Annotated in this window: 16 protein-coding genes and 1 riboswitch; of the genes, 8 read left to right on the top strand and 8 right to left on the bottom strand. The window is 71.9% G+C overall.

The genetic code is table 11. From position 1 onward, the window contains the following. Positions 1–65: 65 nt before the first annotated feature. From GFH49_RS26380 to GFH49_RS26365, 4 genes are all read right to left on the bottom strand, one after another. Positions 66–698, bottom strand: coding sequence for a hypothetical protein (locus GFH49_RS26380; protein WP_155058577.1), 633 nt, complete (start codon positions 696–698; stop codon positions 66–68). 103 nt (positions 699–801) lie between these two features. Further along, on the bottom strand, positions 802–1,854 hold the full coding sequence (locus GFH49_RS26375) for a C40 family peptidase (protein ID WP_155058576.1): 1,053 nt from the start codon (positions 1,852–1,854) through the stop codon (positions 802–804). 442 nt (positions 1,855–2,296) lie between these two features. Beyond that, positions 2,297–3,298 (bottom strand): tellurite resistance/C4-dicarboxylate transporter family protein, encoded by a 1,002-nt coding sequence (locus GFH49_RS26370; RefSeq protein WP_155058575.1) that lies wholly within the window; start codon positions 3,296–3,298, stop codon positions 2,297–2,299. 156 nt (positions 3,299–3,454) lie between these two features. Further along, positions 3,455–4,615 carry a C40 family peptidase gene (locus GFH49_RS26365; protein WP_155058574.1) on the bottom strand — a complete coding sequence of 387 codons (1,161 nt, stop codon included), beginning with the start codon at positions 4,613–4,615 and terminating at the stop codon, positions 3,455–3,457. 8 nt (positions 4,616–4,623) lie between these two features. Further along, a riboswitch (cyclic di-AMP (ydaO/yuaA leader) is annotated at positions 4,624–4,794 on the bottom strand. A gap of 600 nt (positions 4,795–5,394) precedes the next feature. Here GFH49_RS26365 and GFH49_RS26360 point away from each other — a divergent pair. Beyond that, on the top strand, positions 5,395–5,856 hold the full coding sequence (locus tag GFH49_RS26360; protein WP_155058573.1) for a hypothetical protein: 462 nt from the start codon (positions 5,395–5,397) through the stop codon (positions 5,854–5,856). Next, entirely contained in the window at positions 5,840–8,356 is a 2,517-nt protein-coding gene (gene pcrA / locus GFH49_RS26355; RefSeq protein WP_155058572.1) for a DNA helicase PcrA, read from the top strand. The genes GFH49_RS26360 and pcrA overlap by 17 nt, the downstream gene beginning before the upstream one ends. Before the next feature lie 84 nt (positions 8,357–8,440). Here the strand turns inward: pcrA and GFH49_RS26350 are convergent, their stop codons facing one another. Together GFH49_RS26350 and GFH49_RS26345 are read right to left on the bottom strand one after the other, a co-directional pair. Beyond that, positions 8,441–9,970: a M23 family metallopeptidase gene (locus GFH49_RS26350; protein WP_230396505.1), complete on the bottom strand. Its 1,530-nt coding sequence runs from the start codon at positions 9,968–9,970 to the stop codon at positions 8,441–8,443. 197 nt (positions 9,971–10,167) lie between these two features. Next, complete coding sequence (locus GFH49_RS26345) at positions 10,168–11,031, bottom strand: esterase/lipase family protein (RefSeq protein WP_155058570.1); 864 nt, start codon at positions 11,029–11,031, stop codon at positions 10,168–10,170. A 650-nt stretch (positions 11,032–11,681) separates the two neighbouring features. Here GFH49_RS26345 and icmB point away from each other — a divergent pair. Further along, positions 11,682–12,098: a coenzyme B12-dependent isobutyryl CoA mutase small subunit gene (gene icmB, locus GFH49_RS26340; protein WP_155058569.1), complete on the top strand. Its 417-nt coding sequence runs from the start codon at positions 11,682–11,684 to the stop codon at positions 12,096–12,098. A 187-nt stretch (positions 12,099–12,285) separates the two neighbouring features. Here the strand turns inward: icmB and GFH49_RS26335 are convergent, their stop codons facing one another. Beyond that, on the bottom strand, positions 12,286–13,941 hold the full coding sequence (locus GFH49_RS26335; RefSeq protein WP_155058568.1) for a DUF5691 domain-containing protein: 1,656 nt from the start codon (positions 13,939–13,941) through the stop codon (positions 12,286–12,288). A 91-nt stretch (positions 13,942–14,032) separates the two neighbouring features. After that, the gene (locus GFH49_RS26330) at positions 14,033–15,388 is read right to left on the bottom strand and encodes an SWIM zinc finger family protein (RefSeq protein WP_155058567.1); all 1,356 of its coding nucleotides are present in this window, start codon (positions 15,386–15,388) and stop codon (positions 14,033–14,035) included. Positions 15,389–15,521: 133 nt separating this feature from the next. Between GFH49_RS26330 and GFH49_RS26325 the strand changes: the two genes are divergently transcribed. The 5 genes from GFH49_RS26325 to GFH49_RS26305 form a co-directional block, all read left to right on the top strand. Further along, positions 15,522–16,685, top strand: a complete 1,164-nt coding sequence (locus GFH49_RS26325) for an ATP-binding protein (protein ID WP_155058566.1) — start codon at positions 15,522–15,524, stop codon at positions 16,683–16,685. Beyond that, positions 16,664–19,078: a DUF5682 family protein gene (locus GFH49_RS26320; RefSeq protein WP_155058565.1), complete on the top strand. Its 2,415-nt coding sequence runs from the start codon at positions 16,664–16,666 to the stop codon at positions 19,076–19,078. Before GFH49_RS26325 ends, GFH49_RS26320 begins: the two co-directional genes overlap by 22 nt. A gap of 448 nt (positions 19,079–19,526) precedes the next feature. Next, a complete protein-coding gene (locus GFH49_RS26315) occupies positions 19,527–20,690 on the top strand; it encodes a VWA domain-containing protein (RefSeq protein WP_155058564.1) in 1,164 nt (387 codons plus the stop codon). Between the two features lie 711 nt (positions 20,691–21,401). Continuing rightward, positions 21,402–22,049, top strand: a complete 648-nt coding sequence (locus GFH49_RS26310; RefSeq protein WP_155058563.1) for a hypothetical protein — start codon at positions 21,402–21,404, stop codon at positions 22,047–22,049. Between the two features lie 168 nt (positions 22,050–22,217). Beyond that, positions 22,218–22,551: hypothetical protein (locus GFH49_RS26305; RefSeq protein WP_155058562.1), on the top strand; the 334-nt coding region annotated here is incomplete at its 3' end.

The raw sequence follows: 22,551 nt of genomic DNA, 5'->3' as shown, positions 1-22,551 counted from the left end.
TGAGGACGGACGGTCTGAGGACGGACGGGACGGTACGACCGCGGCGGCTCGGCGGCCCGTGGCGCTCAGCGGGCACCAGGCCGTGGCGCCGGGCCCAGTGCCCGCACCGCCCAGCGGTAGTGCCGTACCGCCTTGACGACGCCTATGAGACCGGTCAGCCAAAGGATCGTGCCGATGCCCATGTCGAGGGCGACATCGCTGTGGCGTGCCCGGTCCGGATCCGCGCCGATCACCGAGGCGAACGATACCCACAGGCCGGTCACGCAGAGCACGACGGAGGAGAGAAACCAGAAGAGGCTGAGGCCTGGGGAGCGGAGACCGGCGTCGGTCGCCGGGTCGCTGTCCAACTCAAGCCAGGCATCGAGGAGTTGCCGTATGAGATGGTCGCGGCGGATGGCGTGGCCCAGGGTGATGACGGACGGGGACAGGGCCGCGAGGCCGAGCAGGGTGAAGACGGGCCCGAGGAGGAAGCGAAGCGGATCACGCTCCTCGAACTGCTGCAACGGGACCACCAGCAGCGCCCACCCGATGATCGCGGAGAGCGCCAGCAGCCACAGCAGCAGCACTCGCTGGAGCCCGATACTGCACCGGTGCAGCTCCTGCAACACGCGCCCCCGGTCCGCCAGCAGGGCCGCCCGGTCCGGCCACATCCTGCTGTGCGGCGGTGGGGGAGGCGGCGGCAGTGAGGAGCGCGGCATCGGCACCTTCTCGGGGGCACGGGACGTCGTACGAAAACGTTTCGCAGACGCTACCGTGCCGATGTGGGCATGCCACGCCCAATCCTGTGCCCGACGAAGACCTTCACGCCACCCGCGTCGCCCCCGCGAACGGCATCTCGTCGACGGGCGCCAGCCGTACCGGCGCCGAGGGGTTCGGGGCGTGGATCATCCGGCCGTTGCCGACGTAGAGGCCGACATGACTGATGCCGGAGTAGAAGAACACCAGGTCGCCCGGGAGGAGTTCGGCGCGGGTGACGCGGCGGCCGGCGTCGATCTGGGCGTAGGTCGTGCGGGGCAGGGAGATGCCCGCGGAGCGGTACGCGGCCTGTATGAGGCCGGAGCAGTCGAAGGCGTCGGGGCCGGTCGCGCCCCACACATAGGGGCTGCCGAGCTTCTGGTAGGCGTACGAAACGGCTGCTGCCGCACGGGAATTGGGCGCCTTCACCGGTCCCGTCACCGACTCCGTCAGGGCGTCTCGCGCACCCGTGCCTGCGGCGCGGCCGTCCTCGCCTAGCCGGGCACGCTCCTCGGCCGTCAGCCGGGACAGCAGCCGCCGGGCCGCGTCCAGCTTGCCGGTGACCGTCTTCTTGTGGCGCTTCAGCTCGGCCTGCCGGGACGACAGCGAGGTCAGCTCGATGTGCGCGGCGCCGCGCAGCTGCTCGATCTCGCGCAGCTCCTTGCGTACGCGGGCGACGGACGTGGCCTGACGGCTGCCCGCGCGTTCGGCGAACTCGGCGCCCTGGAGGTAGCCGTCCGGGTTGGCGGAGAGGGCTAGCCGCAGCGCGGGGTCGAGGCCGCCGTCGCGGTACTGTGCCGCCGCCATCGAACCCAGCGCTTCTCGCTCGGAGTTGAGGTCGTCCGTCTTGCGTGCCGCCTCGTCCCGCAGATCCCGCAGGCGCTGCTCGGCCGCCTGAGCCCTTTCCTTCGCGCCGTTGTACTTCTCGGTGGCGACCTCCGCCTCCTGATACAGCTTGTCCACCTTCGCCTTGACCTGCGCGGGCGTCAGCTCCGGCTCCGCATGCCCGGTCCCGTCCAGACCGGTCGCGGTCGCGGCGCCGGCGAGGGCGATCGTGGCGGCCGTACGGACCGAGGTGCCGCCGGTCGAACGCTGTCGGGGCTTGCGGTGCGCTGCCACGTGGACCTGCACGTCCTTTCGTAGGGCCGCCGGTGCGTGGGGGCGTCGGCGGCTCTGAGTCCGGCGGCGGCCGCACAGGGGAGCGGACCGCCGCCGGACCTTCTCGGCGGGGTGATCGACTGCCGCCCCTGGCCCGGGCGGCGGTGGGGAGCCGGTCACCTGGGGGAGGACGCTAAACCCGGGTGTGTCGGGCTGGTAACGCATTGCGCGGAACTGTCGCGAGCGGACCGCGCGGTGACCGTATGTGACCGTGATCCCGTTTCGGGGCCGCCGCCTTCACGCAGTGTGGTGACCGAACTGAGGATTCCGGGACCCCGGGGGGTGACGGGCTGCTATGGAGCGCATATATGCACCGTCCGTACGCCGGGCGAGCTGGTGGCATGCGAGACCGGTGAAGAAGCCCTTGTCCGGCGTGGTCGGACTGCTGACCACGGCGAACGTCTCATCGCGGTGCTGTGGACCTGACGTCCTGAGGTGCGGCGGCGGATGTGACGGCGGCTCGCGCGGTCGCGATCATGCCGGCGGTGACCGCGAGCCAGGCGGCCACCGCGATCCACAGCAGCACTTCACCCAGCCTCTCCAGCCATGGCACATCGAGTGCGGAGGACACGGAGAGTGCCGCCGCCGCCGTCATCCCCATCGGGTAGACGGTCGCCCAGCGCCGCGCGTCGTAGCGCAGCCGGGGGCGGGCGAACTCGGCGACGAGCAGGACGGCGTACCAGGCCAGGCCGAGCACGAACACCGCAGCGGTCATGAAGCGCAGGACGCCGTCGTTGTCGTCGTTCCAGAGGTACAGGGCCGGGCTGTCGGCGGCGACGATTTCCGACCCGGCGAGCGCCGAGAGGGCGAGCGCGCCGCCCGCGACCCAGTGGTCGCCGGCGCCGCCGGCCACCTGCCGCAGATCGAAGCAGGCCAGCGCGACGCAGTACAGCACAAGCCCCAGCCAGAACAGCACCATCGCCGTGCGCGCGAGCCAGGCCGCCTGCTCGGCCGCGGCCAGCGTGGCGCCGAGCATCGCGAGTCCCTGCGTGGCCACACAGCCGAGGAACACCGCGCCCGGCATACGCCGCCGCCAGTGCCGTACGACCGTGATGATCAGCCCCGGCCACAGCACGGCGGCCAGCGCGAGCAGCGCCTCGGCGAGCGGCTGCCAGTCCAGGGCCGAGAAGCGCGTACCGAGGACCGTCGTGGCCGCCACGGCGGTGAGCGCGCCCGGTGTCGCCGTCTCCGCGACCTCCTTCTCCCGCTGCCGCAGCAGCCGTACGACGAAGTCCGCGGCCAGCCCCAGCCAGGCCGCGCAGGCCACCGCCAGGGCGATGCGGGACAGGACCTCGTACCCCGCCAGATGCAGACCGACCGACACGATGCCGGTCGCGATCACGGCGGCACCGGCCGCCGGCGAGCGCTGTGCCCACCAGGCGCGGAGGGGAGAGGAACGGGGCATGGCCCCGATGCTAGGGAGCCGCACGCGCCTCGGGAGTGGGGCACGCGCGCGTGCGTGCGGAAAACCGCGCGAGCGCAGGACAGGGGCGCACGCTACGGCGATGCACCCCTACGGTGCACACCCCGCGCCGCGCCCCTGAGCCGCGTCTCCGCCCGCTCAGGCCGGCCGTACCACGCTGTGGATCGACGACTCACCGTCGTAGTAGATCGACTCCTCACGCACATAGGCCCCCGGCTTCGGTGCGTGGATCATCATGCCGTTGCCGATGTAGATGCCGACGTGGCTGATGTCGTCGTAGAAGAAGACCAGGTCGCCGGGTTGGGCGGCGGAGAGGGAGACGGTCGTGCCGGCGTTCACCTGGTCCCAGGTGGTGCGCGGGAGGGAGATGCCGGCGGCGTTCCAGGCGGCCTGGGTGAGGCCGGAGCAGTCGTAGGAGTCGGGGCCGGTGGCGCCCCAGACGTACGGCTTGCCGATCGCGGAGCGGGCGAAGGCGAGGACCTTCTCGGCCTTCGCGGCGTACGAGGAGTCGGTCACGGAGGTGTCGGAGGTCTCCGACGTGCCGGTGCCGCTCTCCTGCTGCTGCGCCGCCTCCTGGGCCGCCGCCTCCGCCGCGGCCTGCTGCCTGGCGAGTTCCGCGGCCTTGCGCTCGGCCTCCTCCTGCTTCTGCCTCTCGATCTCCGCGAGCCGCGCCTCCTCCTCGGCGGTCAGCTGCGACAGCAGCTCGCGTGCGTCGGCCAGCTTCTGCTGGACGGTCGTCTTGGCCGTCTTCAGGTCGTCCTGCGACTCGGTGAGCGTCTCCAGGCTCGCGGTGGCTTCCCGGCGCTTCTCCATCGTCGCGGACTGCTGCGTGACGAAGTCGTCGACCGCATCCTTCTGACGGGCCGTCATCCGGCTCATCAGCCGGGTCTGGTCGAAGTAGTCCTGCGGGGTGTCCGCGAGCAGGAAGGTCGCGGTGTCGGGGGCGGAGGCGCCGGTGCGGTACTGGGCCGCGGCGTAGGAACCCAGTTCCTCGCGCGCCTCGTTGAGCTTCTGCGTGCGCTGGGCGACGTCGTCGAGGAGGGTGTCGACGCGCTTGCGCTGCTTGGTGGTCTTCTCTTTCGCCGAGTTGTACTTCTCGGTCGCCGACTCGGCCTGGCGGTAGAGGTCGTCGACCTTCTTCTCGACCTCTTCGAGACTCGGCTTCTCGTCGGCCGGGGGAGCTGCGTTGGCCGTCTGGGACAGCAGGGCCACGGAGGTGAGGGCCGCCGTGGCGAGGGCGGGGGTCCGTATGCCTGCGACGCGCGAACCCGAAGGACGCGACTTGCGGTGCGACGCCAAGGGAGGCGACTCCTTCCATCTTCCGCCTACCGAGTTAGCTGTCGGGTTCGGGCGGGTGGTTCGGAAGGGTTGCCCTACGACCGTTTCCCGAAGGGAATTCCGGTCGATTCACCCCAAGTTCGGTGGGTCCCCGGCTCCGGTCCGCCCTGGGGGCGTGCCGGACTCGGCGGAGGCTGCGCGGCCCGGCGACGTTCGCCGGTGGGGGTCGTGCGGCTTGGACGAACGCTAGCCAACTCGTGTGGCCCTTGTGAAGGTTGATGGGTGAAATGCCCGATACATTTTCGTGACCTTAGCCCAGGGCCTCGCTCGTCGTGGTCAATGCGGACGGGTCTGCGGAGAGTGCTCGTATTTTGTCCGGAGTGACGGCGTCGTCCGCATCCTTCGGGGTATTGACGCGCAACCCCTCCCTGAGGGGAGAGGATTCTGGCCTTCCGATCCGGAGTCTGCCTCCGCCGGAACCGGGCTTTCACCGCACTCCGCGCCGTGCGGGATGGACACGCGGTGTCCGGCTCCGCCGGACAGAAGACCGCGACGCTTCGCGTCGCCACGATCAGATTCGCTTCACCACCGGGGCAAACCCCGGCGCACTGCGCATGAATCCCGGTGGCTTCCAGCCGGCCGCGGTCGGGAGCCGTGGCGGCTGCGAGGGGGCGCGGCCATGAGGAAACGCGCCGCACCACGCCGACGGCGACGACCTGATCGAGGCCTCGCCGTCCGTCAAGGCGTATTCCTTCACCGTCTTCCCCGATCATGACGAGAACCGGTCCGTCCCGGCCTCCATGGCGCCCGGCCCCGACGGCAGGCTGCACGTCGGTGCGCTCCACGGCGGGACCGAGAAGCCCACCGCGCGCGTGTGGCCGGTCGACCCCCGGACCGGCAAGATCCTCGGCTGGAAGTCCGGCTTCGGCTCCATCACCGGCTTCGCGGTCAACCACCGGGGCGACCTGTACGTCAGCCAGCTCTTCGCAGGCGTCGTCACCGAGGTCTCGCACGGCAAGCGCACGAACGCGGAGGTGACCGGGACGGAACGGATCCGGGACAGGAGAAGGCGCCGGGCGGCCAGGTCCGGAAGATCCTCGGCCCCTGAGAGCTCGGCCCCTGAGAGCTCGGCCCCTGAGAGGTGGCAGCGGCTCGCATATTCCGAGACCGTCGGCGTTCCGGAATTCGGAGATGTTCCCAGGGCGGCGGCGGGCTGTCAGTGGGGAGCCCTAGACTCGGAGAGCGATGAGCAGCCTCTTTGACGACAGCTTCCTGGCGGACCTCCAGGCCCCGCGGGGCCACGCGGAGGAACCCCCGCCACCACCCGAGGACGATCATGTGCCGGAGCAGGTTCCGGACGATCTGTTCGGCGGGAAGTTCGACGCGCCGCCGGACCGGGACGCCTACTACCGGGACGGCGCTCCCCGCCCGGCGGTGGACCCGGCGCTGCTGCTGGAGGGGCTGAACGAGAACCAGAGAGCGGCCGTCGTGCACTCCGGCTCCCCGCTGCTCATCGTGGCCGGCGCCGGCTCCGGCAAGACGCGTGTGCTCACGCACCGCATCGCCTACCTGCTCGGCGAGCGCAAGGTGCACCCGGGCCAGATCCTCGCGATCACCTTCACCAACAAGGCCGCCGGCGAGATGAAGGAGCGCGTCGAGCAGCTCGTCGGCCCACGCGCGAACGCGATGTGGGTGATGACCTTCCACAGCGCGTGCGTGCGCATCCTGCGCCGCGAGTCGAGGAAACTCGGCTTCACCTCGTCCTTCTCGATCTACGACGCCGCCGACTCCAAGCGCCTGATGGCCCTGGTCTGCCGCGACCTGGACCTCGACCCCAAGCGCTACCCGCCCAAGTCCTTCAGCGCCAAGGTCAGCAACCTGAAGAACGAGCTGATCGACGAGGAGGACTTCGCCGCCCAGGCCACTGCGGGGACCTCCCAGACGGAGTCCGGGGGAGGCTTCGAGAAGACCCTCGCCCAGGCGTACGTGATGTACCAGTCGCGCCTGCGCGAGGCCAACGCCCTCGACTTCGACGACCTGATCATGACGACGGTCAACCTGCTGCGCGCCTTCCCGGACGTCGCCGAGCACTACCGCCGCCGCTTCCGGCACGTCCTGGTCGACGAGTACCAGGACACCAACCACGCGCAGTACGCCCTGGTGCGCGAACTCGTCGGCACCGGCGACCGTGCCGCCGAGGACGTCGACGTACCGCCCAGCGAGCACGACCTGCTCCCCGCCGAGCTGTGTGTCGTGGGCGACGCCGACCAGTCGATCTACGCCTTCCGCGGCGCGACCATCCGCAACATCCTCCAGTTCGAGGAGGACTACCCGGACGCGACGACGATCCTGCTGGAGCAGAACTACCGCTCCACTCAGACGATCCTCACCGCCGCCAACGCCGTCATCGAGCGCAACGAGTCCCGCCGCCCCAAGAACCTGTGGACCAACGCGGGCGCGGGCGCGCGCATCACCGGCTATGTCGCCGACACCGAGCACGACGAGGCGCAGTTCGTCGCCGAGGAGATAGACCGCCTCACGGACGCCGGCGAGGCGAAGGCCGGTGACGTCGCGGTCTTCTACCGTACGAACGCCCAGTCCCGTGTCTTCGAAGAGATCTTCATCCGCGTCGGCCTGCCTTACAAGGTCGTCGGCGGCGTCCGCTTCTACGAGCGCAAGGAGGTCCGGGATGTCCTGGCCTACCTGCGCGTGCTCGCCAACCCGGAGGACTCGGTCCCGCTGCGCCGCATCCTCAACGTGCCCAAGCGCGGCATCGGCGACCGCGCCGAAGCGATGATCGACGCCCTCTCCCAGCGCGAGAAGATCAGCTTCCCGCAGGCACTGCGGCGCGTAGACGAGGCGTACGGCATGGCCGCGCGCTCGACGAACGCGGTCAAGCGGTTCAACGTGCTCATGGAGGAGCTCCGTACGATCGTCGAGTCGGGCGCGGGCCCTGCGACGGTCCTTGAGGCCGTCCTCGAACGCACCGGCTACCTCGCCGAGTTGCAGGCCTCCACCGACCCGCAGGACGAGACCCGGATCGAGAACCTCCAGGAACTCGCGGCCGTGGCCCTGGAGTTCGAGCAGGCACGCGGGGAGGGCGAGTCGGTGGCGCTCTCCGACTTCCTGGAGCAGGTGGCGCTGGTCGCCGACTCCGACCAGATCCCCGACGAGGACGAGGAGGGCGCGGGCGTCATCACCCTGATGACCCTGCACACCGCCAAGGGCCTCGAATTCCCGGTCGTGTTCCTGACCGGCATGGAGGACGGCGTCTTCCCGCACATGCGCGCCCTCGGCCAGACCAAGGAGCTGGAGGAGGAGCGGCGCCTGGCGTACGTCGGCATCACGCGCGCGCGTGAGCGCCTGTATCTGACCCGGTCCGCCATGCGGAGCGCGTGGGGGCAGCCGTCGTACAACCCGCCCTCGCGTTTCCTGGCGGAGATCCCGGACCAGCACGTGGACTGGAAGCGCACCGGTCCCTCCGCGGCTCCGGCGGGCCCGGTGTCGGGCGTCGCCGCCTCGCTGTCCTCGTCCCGCTCCCGCTCGTCGGCATCGGGCGCCTCCGGCTTCGCCACGCGACGCACCGCGGAGAAGCCGGTGGTCGCGCTGGCGGTCGGCGACCGGGTCACCCACGACCAGTTCGGTCTCGGCACGGTGACGGCGGTCAAGGGCACCGGCGGCAACGCGGAGGCGACGATCGACTTCGGCGACACCAAGCCGAAGCGGCTGCTGCTGCGGTACGCGCCGGTGGAGAAGCTCTGACGGCCCTAAGCGGAAAACTGCCGGACGATACCCGTCAGGCCCGGGGCCCTCGCTGAACCGCGGGGGCCCGCAGGCACGTTCCGGCTACGTCGGATCCAGCCCGTGGCTGCGCAACCACGACAGCGGGTCTATGGCGGAGCCACCGGCCGGCCGCACCTCGAAGTGCAGGTGCGGACCGGTCGAGTTGCCGGAGTTGCCGGAGTACGCGATCGCGTCGCCGGCCTTCACGGTCGTACCGGAGGAGACCTGGTAGCTGGAGAGGTGGCAGTACCACGTCTCCGTGCCGTCCTTGTCGGTCACGATCATCATGTTGCCGTAGGAGCTGTTCCACTCCGTACGGACGGTGCCGTCGGTCGCGGCCATCACCGTCGTGCCGTACGAGACCGGGAAGTCGATGCCGGTGTGGACGGACATCCAGTTGATGCCGGACTGGCCGAAGTAGGCGCTGAGCCCGTGCTGGGCGACCGGCAGGGCGTACTTCGGACGCAGCCGCTCCTTGCGGGCGGCCTCGGCCGCCGCCTTCTTCTTCTCGGCCTCCTGCTGGGCCTTGAGGTCGATGCGCTCCTGCGTACGGCTGGCGCGGTCGGCGAAGTCGTCGGCACCGGCCGACAGGCTCTTGAGCTGGGTGTCCAGTTTGTTGTTCGCGTCGGACGGCTTGACGGCCTGCGCGTCCGACGCGGTCGTCGACGTGTCGCCGCCGTCGTCGGTCAGTGTGCCCACGGACGCGGCGGCGATTCCCGCGACACCCATCACACACGCCGACGGCACGGCGACCGTCAGCAGCGCGGAGCGCTTGGCGGGTGTACGGCGACGGGAGCGGGCGGCGCCGCGAGCGGCCGCGCGTGAGCCGGGCGCGGGGGACGGCGAGACGGCCTCTTCCTGGCCGTCGAGCAGTGGCGTTACGGCGGGCGGTTCGCCGGTGGAGCCGGGAGAGGCGGCGAGGCCCGTGTGGTCCGACCCGTCCTCGCCCTGGGCGGCTTCGTCGTACGAGACGTGCTCGAACGCCGCCGTGGCCTGCTGGTCGAAGGACTCGGCCTGCTGCTCGTACTCGTCGGCCGGGTGCGGGGTGCCGTCCGAGTTCCACTGCGTGGCGTCGTACGCCCCGGTGTCGAAGGCCTGCGTGCCCCATTCCCAGTGCTGGGTCTGGTCCGCCGCGCCGGAGTGCTCAGGCTGGTCGGGCTGCAGCCAAGTACCCGAATCCCACTGGCCGGTGGCCTCCGGGCCGGTGGCCTGCGGCGGGATGACGGAGAGCGGCTGGTAGTCGTTGGTCCAGGCGGTGGTGTCATACGCGCCGGTGTCGTAGGCGGCGTGGTGCTGGGCCGCGTACGCGTCGTAGTTCAGCGTCTGGTGACCGCCCGTCGACCACTGCGAGCCGTCGTACGAGCCCGTGTTCTCGCCGGGCATGCTGCCGAACAGCGGGTCGGTGTCGAAGCTCGTGGTGGAGTGGGCGCCGGTGTCCGTGCCAGCGGGAAAACCGTTGGCCGCGTAGGGGTCGTAGGTGGTGAAGTCACCGTAGTGGGCTTCCTGCCCGCCGTACGGCGCGTAGTGCGCCGAGGCGGCATCGGAAGCCGGAGCCGGGGAGGTCATGGTCCCCGACGGGTGACGTTCGTTCACCAACTTCTCTCTCGCCTCGACAACAGGGGCTGCCAGAGCAGTGCGGCGACTGTACCCGGCAGTACGCGGGCGCGACAATCTTCGGCAGGTTTCGCGCCTGAAGGAAACGGGCATTCGGCCGTGTTTTGGGGGACGGCGGGCGCGGGTTTGGCCTTGCGTTCGAAGAGTGTTCGAGGTCCGTGCGGGGCAAGCGACCGTCACGCCACGGTCAGTCCGCCGGCCCGGGCGGCGGCTTCTCCTTCTGTCCGGGCGGTGTCGAGGGCCTGCCGTATACCGGCGGCGACAGCGGGGTGTACGGGCAGGGCGAGGTGTCCGACGCCGCTCACCCGCACGTTGTGCGCCTGCAGGTCGGGGTGGTCGATGCAGGCGGCCTCCAGCGGCTCCATCAGGTGGTCCAGGTCGCTCCAGAAACTCACGAAGTGCGTACGGCAGCCGGGGGCCGGCCGGGACAATTCCTCCAGGACGTCCGAGCCCGGGCGCATCTGGCGGACGATCGGGTGGGCGTTCATCAGCGGTGCCACCCGGGTGCCGGAGTGCGGAGTGCCCAGCGTCACCAGCGTCTTGACCCGGACGTCGCCACCCAGCCGCTGCACGTAATAGCGGGCGATCAGTCCGCCGAGGCTGTGGCCGACGATGTCGACCTGCTTGCTGCCCGTGCGCTCGCAGATCTCCTCTATGTGCCGGGCCAGCAGTTCGGCAGCGGTGCGTATGTCGCAGGTCAGCGGAGAGTAGTTGAGCGACTCGACCTGATGCCTGCCGTGCTGGGCGAGATTGCGGCGTAGCAGGACGAAGACCGAGCGGTTGTCGATGAAGCCGTGCAGCAGGACGACCGGGGGTCTGGCCTCCGTCGGCAGCTGTGCGGTGTCCGGCGAGGGAAGCGCGGGACCCGGGCCGCGGCGCTCCTGGGTGATGCCGGAGGGGTAGAGGAGGAGGTGCCCCGCGAGGATCGCGAGGTCCAGGGCGGTCGCCTTCAGCAGGGCCATGGACAGCCCCGCCAGTCTGCTGGGGAGCAGGCGCTGGCAGAGGGGGAGAAAGGGCACTGCCGCCCTGGTGACCTTCATGGCCGACCTCCTGTCGGCACACGGAAGGACAGCTCTGTCCCCCGTGTGCCCTCGCGGGAAGCCGGGCCGAGTGCGGCCGACGGTGCGCCGACGGGGCGCGTGGGGCGGGTGCGGTCGGTGGCCTGAGGTGCGTCTGTGGTGCAAGCCGCGCCAGTGGTGCCGATGACGTGACGAGATCCCCTGCCGGCGTGGCGACGAGGCTCCCCGCTGTCGTGCCGTACCTGTCCTACGTGCCCTGCGTGCCACCGTCGGTGCGCCGCACCACCACGGCGCGCGGCCTGCGGCGCGGCGGTGCGGCGACCTCGTTGCGGCTCCCTGTGCGCTTGTTCCCTCCACGGCCCTTGTGCCGCAGGGGCCTGCGGCACTCGGGAGGCCGCAGAGACATGGAACGGTGCGCGGCTAACGTGTCCCATCGTGTGGTTTCCCCTTCCGTGCGCACCGCGAAACTGCCAGGTTGCGGGATGCTGGAGATAACGGTCGTTCACTTCTCCGGCCGGTGCGCTGTGAGATGTCCGGGCCATGGCGGCGTACCCGGCGCGTACGGGGTGCGGCGGCCGGCTCGCGGCACGGCATGCGTGGTTCGCACGGCACGGGCTGCGTGTGGGGTACGTATCGGTACGGACGCATGTAGTCGCTTCATGGAGGCAGTGATGGGTGTGGCAGCCGGTCCGATTCGCGTGGTGGTGGCCAAACCGGGGCTCGACGGTCACGATCGCGGGGCCAAGGTGATCGCGCGGGCGCTGCGCGACGCCGGTATGGAGGTCATCTACACCGGGCTCCACCAGACCCCGGAACAGATCGTCGACACGGCGATCCAGGAGGACGCCGACGCGATCGGCCTGTCCATCCTCTCGGGTGCGCACAACACCCTCTTCGCGGCCGTGATCGATCTCCTGAAGGAGCGTGACGCCGAGGACATCCTGGTCTTCGGAGGCGGCATCATTCCCGAGGCGGACATCGCTCCGCTGAAGGAGAGGGGTGTTGCGGAGATCTTCACGCCCGGGGCGACGACGGCTTCGATCGTGGACTGGGTCAGGGAGAACGTGGTGCAGCCGGCCGGAGCGTAGGCGCTCCGCTGGGCGGGGTGCGATGTGCCGGTGGTTCGGTGCGGCGCCGTCGTGGCTGGTCGCTCCCCCGAATTCTCGGCTTCGCTCGAACCCGGGGGACCTCCATCGCGGCGGAGCCGCATGACCAGATGCAGCAGCGCGCCTCTTTGGAGCGCTGTCGAACCGTCGGCGACTCCACACGACCTGCTTACAGCGTCCCCAACTCCTCCGCCATGGCCGCCCGCAGGCCCAACGTCGTGACCAGGCGCTGAAACGCCTCCGCCCAGTACCCCCCGGCTCCAGGAGAGGCGTCTTCCGGCTCGTCCGGCACGGCCACCAGCCCGTCCAGCCGGCCCGCCTCCCCGGGGTCCAGGCAGCGCTCGGCCAGCCCCATCACCCCACTGAAACTCCATGGGTAACTCCCTGCGTCCCGCGCGATGTTGAGTGCGTCCACCACGGCCCGCCCAAGTGGTGCGGCCCACGGCACGGCGCACACGCCGAGCAGCTGAAACGCCTCGGACAGCCCGTGCGCGGCGATGAAGCCGGCCACCCACTCGGCCCGTTCGGCGGAGCCCAGCGTGCCGAGCAGCTTCGCCCGCTCCGCCAGCGATACCGCTCCCGGGCCGCCGGCTTCCGATGCCGACGGAGTGCCGAGGAGCGTCCGCGCCCACTCCGCGTCCCGCTGGCGCACGGCGGCTCGGCACCACGCCGCGTGCAGCTCGCCCTGCCAGTCGTCCGCGACCGGCAGTGCCACGATCTCCTGCGGAGTGCGTCCGCCGAGCCGGCCGGGCCAGGTCCCCAGCGGCGCCGCCTCCACCAACTGGCCGAACCACCACGACCGCTCACCCCGACCCGCCGGAGCCTTGGTCACGACGCCGTCCCGCTCCATGCCGGGGTCGCACTCGCGCGGCGCTTCAACGGCGATCGTCGGTGTCTCCCGCATTTGGTCGACGGTCACGCACGCCCCGGCCCGGACCGCCATCCGTCCGGCCAGTGCGGAGCCCGGCAACGCCGACAGCAACTCCGCCGCCGTCGCCCGTACGTTGCGGCTCCGGTCGGCCAGGGCCTGCTCCAGGAACGGCTCGTCGTCCGGTCCCAGTCCCGTCCGCAACGAGTCGAGGAACATCAGACGGTCCTCCGCCCGCTCCGTCGGCCATGTGATCGCGAGCAGTTCGCGTGCGGCGGAGGGCACGCGGGCGCGGATCGCCGCGAGCAGGGCGACCCGCTCGGCGAACAGCCCCTCCTGCCACAGCTGTCGCACCTTCTCCGTGTCCCCGGTGTCCGGCAGCGCCGCGCCCCCGCCGGGCGTGGCACGCAGGGCGAACCGCCAGTCAGGGTTGAGCCGGGCGAGCCACACCGCCCGTGGACCCGCGAACGTCAGCGCGGCCGGCCGTAGATCCGTACGGCCGCGGGCCGCGTCCAGCAGCGCGGGCAGCACCTGCGGGGGTGCCGCGAAGCCGCGGGTGTTGGCCGTCGCCAGCCACTGGGGCAGCAGCTCCATGAGATCCGGGGCCGTGCCTCTGCTGCGCCCGGCGCCCGCGCCGGGACGGTCGGCCAGAAGCATCGCGAGTCTGCGGGCCGCCGCGGCGGGCAGGGCCGGGCGCGGGTCCTCGGGTGCCGGTTCCGGACGCTCGGCCGCCCGCGCGGGTCGCAGCCCGGCCCGCCGTCGTACGGTCTCCACGGCCGCCGCGTCCAACAGTGCCCCCGGGGCATCCGGGCCCGGAGCGCAACCTGGCGGAGTGCGCCGGTCCGTCCCGAGCAGGGCGGCGGTGACGAGTTCCTCCCAGGCGGCCGACGCCGGCGCGTCGGCAGAAGCGGACAGGCCCGGTGCGGACGGATCCACGGGAGCGGAGGTCCTGTTCATGCGCTTCCCTTCCGTTGGGCGCCGTTGGGTGCGTGGGGTGGTTGAGGGTTTGTCGACGTCGGGTGTCCGGTGGGGCAGGACACATGCAGGCTCAGCACAGCGTCACCGCCTCGCCCGTCCCCTCCGGCCAGGCGGTCAGCGGGTTGAAGCCGCGGTGGCCGCACTCGCCGAAGACCTTGACCGGGGCGCCGCCGGACAGGGCGACGAGTCGCCACAGGCCGGGGCGGGAGCGGGCCGATGGTGTCAGCGGCAGGGCCGTCGCCCCGCCGGCGTCCGCCAGCTGCCAGGAGTCGCCGTCCGGGGTCGGTATGACGTGGTCCAGCGTGACCGGGACCGACTCCAGCCAGGGGTCGTCCCGCAGGGCATCGCCGTAACGGGCCGCAGCTTGGGCCGTCGTCACTCCTGGCGGACGTATCACCGCCGGAGCGGGCGGCGCGAACCGCTCACCCAGGGCAGCCCGCAGCTGCCCCGCTCCGGGGTACGCGGACACCTCGGCGTCCAGGACCAGCCCGACCGGCAGCGCCAGCTCGGGAGCGCGGCCCGCGGCGCCGTACGAGAGGAGCAGCGCCGTACGCTCCGAGTCGGCGCCGTGCAGCCAGATTCTGCGGGTCGTCAGCTTCGGATCGACCAGGTCGTACTGGGCGAGGATCAGCCAGCGGTCCCGGGCCGGCGGGCCGTCCGCCGATGCGGGCAGGCCGGTACGGGAACGGACCGTCGCCGCCAGTTCCTCGGGCAGCCGCGCACGGCGCAGCCAGCCCTGGTCGAGGAGATGGAGCAGCGCACACTCCTCCAGCAGGCGAACCGGCCAGCCGGGACCGGACGCCGGGATCGCCCCCAACTCCCGGACACGTGAGGCCAGTCCGGGTGCCTGGGCGTCGACCATGCGGGCCGCGGTCTCCTCCCACAGCCCGTACCCCGTCTGCTCCGCGCCCGCGAGGCCGCCGCGCAGCAGGTCCGCCAGTCGTTGCTCCAGCTCCGACGCCCCCGCGGTGACCCGCTCGGCGCGGCGCTCCGCCCGGCGCCTGGCCGCCTCCGGATCACCGGACCCGGACGCAGAAGCCGACGGCCGCGCCGCCCGCTTCTCCTCCGTGCGCCGGCGTCTGCCCGCGAGCCACTGCTCCGCCCAGTCCGGCGCCCGGCCCGGCGGCACCACGCCGTCCCCGCCCGCCCAGAGCAGCAGCAGCCCGAGCGCGTGCTTGCACGGGAACTTGCGGCTCGGACAGCTGCACTTGTACGCGGGGCCGGAGGCGTCCGCGATGTCGACGACCGTCTGATACGGCTTGCTGCCACTGCCCTTGCACAGCCCCCACACCGTCCCCTCGTCGGAACTGCCCGCCTCGGACCACGGCCCGGCCGCTCCGAGTTTGCTTCCCGCCTTGCGTGACGCGGCGTCAGGCGCAAGTGCAAGCACCTGATCCGCAGTCCAGCGCACCCCCTGCTGAGTCATGTCATCGAAGGTAGATCCCACCACTGACAATCGGTTCGGCGAGCGCGTTTGCCCAGGTCAGAACGGATTGTCAGTGGCGTGGTGCACGGTGGACACCAGATCCGAACCGGCCGAGCTGGAGGGGGCCTCAGCCATGTCTGTGACCGTGGAACCGTCGTCCGTCGAAGTGCGCGAGAACGCGCCCGCGCAAGAATCCGAGGCGCTGCGCCCGGACGCCGAGGAAACGCTGCGCCCGCACGCCGAGGACGCCTTCGCCACCGAACTCGCCGCGCTGGCCGCGCAGGACGACCGTCCGCGCCCGGCCCGCTGGAAGCTGTCGCCGTGGGCCGTGGCCACATACCTGCTCGGCGGCACCCTGCCGGACGGCACGGTGATCACACCGAAGTACGTCGGCCCGCGCCGCATCGTCGAGGTCGCCGTCACCACACTCGCCACCGACCGCGCCCTGCTGCTGCTCGGCGTTCCCGGTACAGCCAAGACCTGGGTGTCCGAGCATCTGGCCGCGGCGGTCAGCGGTGACTCGACCCTGCTCGTGCAGGGCACGGCGGGCACGCCGGAGGAGGCGATCCGATACGGGTGGAACTACGCGCAGTTGCTCGCGCACGGCCCGAGCCGCGACGCCCTCGTGCCCAGCCCCGTCATGCGGGCCATGGCCGAGGGGATGACGGCGCGCGTCGAGGAGCTGACCCGCATCCCGGCCGACGTGCAGGACACGCTGATCACCATCCTGTCGGAGAAGACGCTGCCGATACCGGAGCTGGGGCAGGAGGTGCAGGCGGTCCGAGGCTTCAACCTGATCGCCACGGCCAACGACCGCGACCGCGGCGTCAACGACCTGTCCAGCGCCCTGCGCCGCCGCTTCAACACGGTCGTGCTGCCGCTGCCGGAGAGTGTCGAGGCCGAGGTCGACATCGTCTCGCGCCGCGTGGACCAGATCGGCCGCTCCCTCGACCTGCCGTCCGTACCGGACGGCGTCGACGAGATCCGCCGCGTCGTGACCGTCTTCCGCGAGCTGCGCGACGGGATCACCTCCGACGGCCGTACGAAGGTGAAATCGCCCAGCGGCACGCTGTCCACCGCCGAGGCCATCTCCGTCGTCACCAACGGACTGGCCCTGGCAGCCCACTTCGGCGACGGCGTACTGCGGGCCGGCGATGTCGCCGCGGGCATCCTCGGTGCCGTCGTCCGTGACCCGGCGGCCGACCGGGTCATCTGGCAGGAGTACCTGGAGGCGGTCGTCCGCGAGCGCGACGGCTGGAAGGACTTCTACCGGGCATGCCGGGAGGTGAGCGCGTGAGCGACAAGGGCGGGGGTGCTGCCGCGGGGCCACTGCTTCTCGGCGTACGGCATCACGGGCCCGGCTCGGCGCGCGCCGTGCGGGCGGCGCTGGAAGCCGCCCGGCCACGGGTCGTGCTCATCGAGGGCCCGCCCGAGGCCGACGCGCTGATTCCGCTGGCCGCCGACGAGGAGATGCGGCCACCGGTCGCCCTCCTCGCCCACGCCGTGGACGAGCCCGGCCGCTCGGCGTTCTGGCCGCTGGCCGAGTTCTCCCCGGAGTGGGTCGCGATCCGCTGGGCCCTGGACCACGAAGTACCGGCCCGCTTCATCGACTTGCCGGCTACGCACACGTTGGTCTGGGAGCGGGACGCGGAGGCCGGGGGCGAGGGCGACGAGGAGGCCCCCGAGCAGGGGGAGCGGGGTCCCGGTACGGGGGAGGCGCCGGCCCGCAGCGCCGCCGACGTCCGTGTCGATCCGCTGGCGGTGCTCGCCGAAGCCGCCGGCTATGACGACCCCGAGCGGTGGTGGGAGGACGTCGTCGAGCACCGGGGCCTGGGGGACAGGGACGCGTTCGCGCCGTTCGTCGTGCTCGAAGAGGCGATGGGCGCGCTGCGGGAGGTGTACGGGACCGGGGGGCATGACCGGGATCTCGTGCGGGAGGCGCATATGCGACTCCAAGTGCGTGCGGCGCAGCGGGAGTTCGGGGACGAAGTGGCGGTGGTGTGCGGGGCCTGGCATGTCCCCGCGCTGCGGCGGAAGGCTGCCGTCTCCGCCGACCGGGCGCTGTTGAAGGGGCTGCCCAAGGCCAAGGTGGACATGACCTGGGTGCCGTGGACGTACCGCAGACTGTCGCGGATCAGCGGCTACGGCGCGGGCATCGACTCGCCCGGCTGGTATGGGCATCTGTTCGGCGCGTCGGACCGGCCGGTCGAGCGGTGGCTGACGAAGGTGGCGGTGCTGCTGCGCGCCGAGGACCGGATCGTCTCCTCGGCGCATGTCATCGAGGCGGTGCGGCTGGCGGAGACGCTCGCCGCGATGCGGGGCCGTCCGCTGCCCGGGCTGAGCGAGACGACCGACGCGGTACGGGCGGTGATGTGCGAGGGCTCGGACGTGCCGTTGGCGCTCGTGCACGACAGGCTGGCCGTGGGCGATGCGCTGGGGGAGGTACCGCAGTCGGCGCCCGCGGTGCCGTTGCAGCGGGACCTCGGCCGGTTGCAGCGTCGGCTGCGGCTCAAACCGGAGGCGTTGGAGCGGGAGTTGGAGCTCGACCTGCGCAAGGAGACCGACGCCGGGCGCAGCAGGCTGCTGCACCGGCTGCGGCTGCTGGGCGTCGAGTGGGGCGATCCGGCGGCGTCGCGGGGCAGTACGGGCACGTTCCGGGAGACCTGGCGGCTGCGGTGGGAGCCGGAGCTGTCCGTGCGGGTCGCGGAGGCCGGGGTCTGGGGGACGACCGTGCTCGCCGCCGCGACCGCCAAGGCGGAGACCGACGCCGTGGCCGCGCAGGGCCTCGCCGAGGTCACCGCGCTCGCCGAGCGCTGTCTGCTGGCCGAACTGCCGGGCGCGCTCCCCACGGTGATGCGGATCCTCGCCGACCGGGCCGCCCTCGACGCCGACGTGGGGCACCTCGCCCAGGCTCTGCCCGCCCTGGTCCGCTCCCTGCGGTACGGCGATGTGCGCGGCACGGACACCGGCGCCCTGGCAGGGGTCGCGGCGGGCCTCGCCGAGCGGATCTTCGTCGGTCTGCCCCCGGCGTGCGCCGCGCTCGACGCGGACGCCGCTGAGGAGATGCGGCGTCATGTGGACGCGGTGCACGGAGCGGTGGGGTTGCTGGGCGACACTCCCGCTCCGGGCCACGGTGACCTGCGGGATCGCTGGCGGTCGGTGCTGCGGGTGCTGTCGGGGCGGGACACCGTGCCCGGCGTCGTCCGGGGACGTGCGGTGCGGCTGCTGCTGGACGAGGGGGAGTTGGGGCAGGACGAGGCGGCGCGGCTCATGGGGCTCGTGCTGTCGCCGGGCACAGCACCGGCGGACGCGGCCGCGTGGATCGAGGGGTTCGTCGGCGGTGGGTCGGGCGGGGGGATGCTCCTCGTCCACGACGAGCGGCTGCTCGGGCTGGTCGACGCCTGGCTGACGGGGGTGCCGGCGGAGGCGTTCACGGACGTACTGCCGCTGCTGCGGCGGACGTTCTCGGCGTACGAGCCAGGGGTGCGGCGGACCCTCGGCGAACTGGTCCGGCGCGGACCGGGGACGCCGGGGAGCGCCGCGGCCGTCGGCTCCGGGATACCCGGGTTCGCACCCGACCTGGACATGGCGCGCGCGGACGCGGTGCTGCCGGTGGTGCGGCTGCTGCTGGGGCTGGACGGCGATCAACCGAGCGCCGAGGACAACGACCTTGTGGGGGTGGGCAGATGACGACCGACCGGTTGAGCGGGCCGACGGAACGGGCCGAAGCGGTGAACGCGGTCACGGGTGACGGGCACGTGCTCCTGGCGGCGGACGGCCCGACGACCACCGTGCGGGTGATGCCGCTCTGGGCGCGGCCGGTTACGGCGCTGCCTGTGGCGGGGCGGCCTGTGGCGAGGCGGGCTGTGGCGGGGCGGGCTGTGGCGGGGCGGCCTGTGGCGGGGCGGCCTGTGGCGGGGCTGCCTGTGGCGAGGCGGGCTGTGGCGGGGCGGCCTGTGGCGGGGCTGCCTGTGGAGGGGCGAGCTGTGGCGGCGCGGGCTGTGGCGGGGCTGCCTGCGACGGCTCGGCCTGCGACGGCTCGGCCTGTGGCGGGGCTGCTTGTGGTGGGGCTGCTTGTGGTGGGACGGCCGGGCACGGGGCTGCCTGCGATGGGGCGGACTGTCACGGGGGTGGGCTCATGACGGCCGAAGCGATCGACCCCGGACAGGAGCGGCTGCGGCGATGGCGGCTGGTGCTCGGTGGTGACGCGGCCGATGGCACCGGATGCACACTCGCCGGACAGGATGCCGCGATGGACGGAGCGCTCTCCGCGCTCTACGGGCAGGGGGACAAACCGCGGACCGGGCGGGACCGTTCGGCGGGGCTCGGGGCGTCGGCGCCGTCCGTGGCGCGCTGGCTCGGGGACATACGGACCTACTTCCCCTCCTCCGTCGTGCAGGTGATGCAGCGTGACGCCATCGACCGGCTCGGTCTCGCCACGCTGCTGCTGGAGCCGGAGATGCTGGAGGCGGTGGAGGCGGACGTGCATCTCGTCGGCACGCTGCTCTCGCTGAACAAGGCGATGCCGGAGACCACGAAGGAGACGGCACGGGCCGTTGTGCGCAAGGTCGTCGAGGATCTTGAGAAGCGGCTCGCCAGCCGCACCCGGGCCACGCTGACCGGCGCCCTCGACCGCAGCGCGCGCGTCAACCGGCCCCGCCACCACGACATCGACTGGAACCGTACGATCGCGGCCAACCTCAAGCACTACCTGCCGGAGTACCGGACGATCGTGCCCGAGCGGCTCATCGGGTACGGGCGAGCCTCCCAGTCGGTGAAGAAGGAGGTCATCCTCTGCATCGACCAGTCGGGATCGATGGCTGCCTCGGTCGTCTACGCGTCGGTGTTCGGGGCGGTGCTGGCGTCCATGCGGTCGATCAGCACGCGGCTCGTCGTCTTCGACACGGCCGTCGTCGACCTCACCGACCAGCTCGACGACCCGGTCGATGTGCTCTTCGGCACGCAACTCGGGGGCGGTACCGACATCAACCGGGCGCTGGCGTACTGCCAGTCGCAGATCACCCGGCCCGCGGAGACGGTGGTCGTGCTGATCAGCGACCTGTACGAGGGCGGCATACGGAACGAGATGCTCAAGCGGGTCGCGGCGATGAAGGCGTCGGGAGTGCAGTTCGTGACGCTTCTCGCGCTGTCGGACGAGGGGGCGCCCGCGTATGACCGGGAGCACGCGGCCGCACTCGCGGCGCTGGGCGCACCCGCCTTCGCCTGCACGCCCGATCTGTTCCCCGAGGTGATGGCCGCCGCGATCGAGAAGCGGCCGCTGCCTGTTCCGGACAGCGCATGACGACCGCTCAGGGAGGCGCGGGACGACGGGAGGAGGAGGGCGGGGAAGCCGGTTCGCTGACGATTTGTCGACCGACTTCGGCCAGCAAATGGGACATGTGTACCCATCGGTGCCGAGGGGGCTTGCGTAACCTCGGGAGGCGCGTGAAGGATCGAGGCCTTGTCAGTGGTGCGCCGCGCCCTGCTTGCCCGCATGCGTCGCGCCGACTTGGCGCTCGTTCCGCCGCACGGGAGGACCCACCCCCTCTTGACCTTCTCAGCAGCCCTGCCCAATGCCGCTCTGCGTGTCATGCGCACCGCGGCCGGGCGGCGTGCGCTGCAACTGGCGCTGCTGGTGTGTGGGTTGTTCGCGCTCGGGCTGCTTCAGGGGGAGCGGGCACACGCGGCGGACGGAGTGACGTCGGCGACCGCGGTTACCTCGGCTGCCTCGGCCGACGTCGTGCGGCCAGCGGAGCCGGGGGACCGGGGCCGGGCGGCGACGCGGGGCACGGTCAGGCGGTGGGTGAATCCGCCGGCCGGGCATGCGGACGTGCCGGCTGGTGCTGCAACCGAGGCCAGAACATCCGAGACGGACGCCTCCCAGACGGACGCCTCCGAGCCGGCCTCACCCGATGCCGGCTCCTCCGAAGTCACCGTTCCCCAGACCCCTCAGGCCGACAAGGCGCTCCCTCGCCCGCGTACTCCTCGATCCGCCGGTCGCATACTTCTGCCGGTGACCGAAGGTGTCGTCGGATCCGTCAACGAGCGGGGCGGGCGGCCGGTCGGTGGTCTGGTGGGGGAGGTGATCGGAGGGCTGGCTGAGGCGCAGCGGAGGACACCGCCGCTGTCGTTGCTGCCTTCGCTGCCTTCTCTGCCGTTGACGCCCGAGTCGCCGGTGCTGCCCGAATTGCCGGGCCGCCTCCTGCCTGCGCCGCCCGAACTGCCCCTTCCGCCGGTGCTTCCGGGGCAGACGCTTCCCGCGCCGGTCACAGCGACACCGCAGCCGGGCCCGGACACGGACGCAGGCGGCAAGGCGGAAGGCGACGGCGCCTCCGAGCAACGTACGGACGCGGTGGCGACTGTCGCGTACGGCCCGACGTACGTCGCCGACGTGAGATCGGCCGGCGGTGCGGCCCGCGTCGGCGGGCATCGCGTGCAGCCTACCGAGTACGCGCCCGACCAGCAGGCTCCCGGTGGTGATTCGGGGGGCGTGCTGGGCAACGGCTCGGCGGCCGACAACGGCTCCTCGCGGCACGGCGATGGGCATGCCGTCGCTCTGCTCCACCAGGCGCCGCTGAGGCTGCTGGCCGGCGCCGCCGCGCGTACCGACGCGGGCGAGACCCGGGACAGGCACGCGGACATTCCCGTCTCCCCGGCCTAGGGCAGGCCTCCCCGCCCCGCCATGGATCTGCCGCGCGGGGGCTGACCGGCTCTGCCCTCCTGTCCGGACACGTCTTCGATCTCCGGGCGGAAGCCGCCGAAGCCGTACCGGTAGCTGTCATCGCATCCGGATCCACATCCGCGTCCACCGGTTAGCTCTCCCCGGACCGTGCCGCACGGACGGAACAGCGGAACGGCGGAACAGCGGAACGGCGGACCGACGGACGCGACCGGGTGCGGCGGCGACGGCCATGTCCCCGGCCTCCCGAAGCCCCCGCTCGCCGAACACGCCCTGACCGGCGTCGAGGGCATCGCCTCATCGGCCACTCCGGCCCACATGCAGAACGTCCATGGCGGCATCCAGTACGGCAGCCCGTACAGCACCCGACCCCAAGGCCTCCACCGACGCCGCACGACCGCCCGCTCGGCGGAAGTGTCGTACCGGCCCGCCAGTGGCGCCGTGCGGCGGCCTGCTCGGCGGGAAGTGTCGTACGGCCCGTCAC

It is taken from the genome of Streptomyces blattellae (assembly GCF_009709555.1).
Classification (GTDB): Bacteria; Actinomycetota; Actinomycetes; order Streptomycetales; family Streptomycetaceae; genus Streptomyces; species Streptomyces blattellae.
This window is presented reverse-complemented; position numbering and strand designations above follow the sequence as displayed.

What these genes read in the sequence shown, in the direction of transcription:
- GFH49_RS26325 (WP_155058566.1), top strand. Translation starts at nt 15,522, where the DNA reads ATGTCTGTGACCGTGGAACCGTCGTCCGTCGAAGTGCGCGAGAACGCG.
- GFH49_RS26380 (WP_155058577.1), bottom strand. Translation starts at nt 698, where the DNA reads ATGCCGCGCTCCTCACTGCCGCCGCCTCCCCCACCGCCGCACAGCAGG.
- GFH49_RS26370 (WP_155058575.1), bottom strand. Translation starts at nt 3,298, where the DNA reads ATGCCCCGTTCCTCTCCCCTCCGCGCCTGGTGGGCACAGCGCTCGCCG.
- GFH49_RS26345 (WP_155058570.1), bottom strand. Translation starts at nt 11,031, where the DNA reads ATGAAGGTCACCAGGGCGGCAGTGCCCTTTCTCCCCCTCTGCCAGCGC.
- pcrA (WP_155058572.1), top strand. Translation starts at nt 5,840, where the DNA reads ATGAGCAGCCTCTTTGACGACAGCTTCCTGGCGGACCTCCAGGCCCCG.
- GFH49_RS26330 (WP_155058567.1), bottom strand. Translation starts at nt 15,388, where the DNA reads ATGACTCAGCAGGGGGTGCGCTGGACTGCGGATCAGGTGCTTGCACTT.
- GFH49_RS26360 (WP_155058573.1), top strand. Translation starts at nt 5,395, where the DNA reads ATGGCGCCCGGCCCCGACGGCAGGCTGCACGTCGGTGCGCTCCACGGC.
- GFH49_RS26335 (WP_155058568.1), bottom strand. Translation starts at nt 13,941, where the DNA reads ATGAACAGGACCTCCGCTCCCGTGGATCCGTCCGCACCGGGCCTGTCC.
- GFH49_RS26315 (WP_155058564.1), top strand. Translation starts at nt 19,527, where the DNA reads ATGACGGCCGAAGCGATCGACCCCGGACAGGAGCGGCTGCGGCGATGG.
- GFH49_RS26320 (WP_155058565.1), top strand. Translation starts at nt 16,664, where the DNA reads ATGCCGGGAGGTGAGCGCGTGAGCGACAAGGGCGGGGGTGCTGCCGCG.
- icmB (WP_155058569.1), top strand. Translation starts at nt 11,682, where the DNA reads ATGGGTGTGGCAGCCGGTCCGATTCGCGTGGTGGTGGCCAAACCGGGG.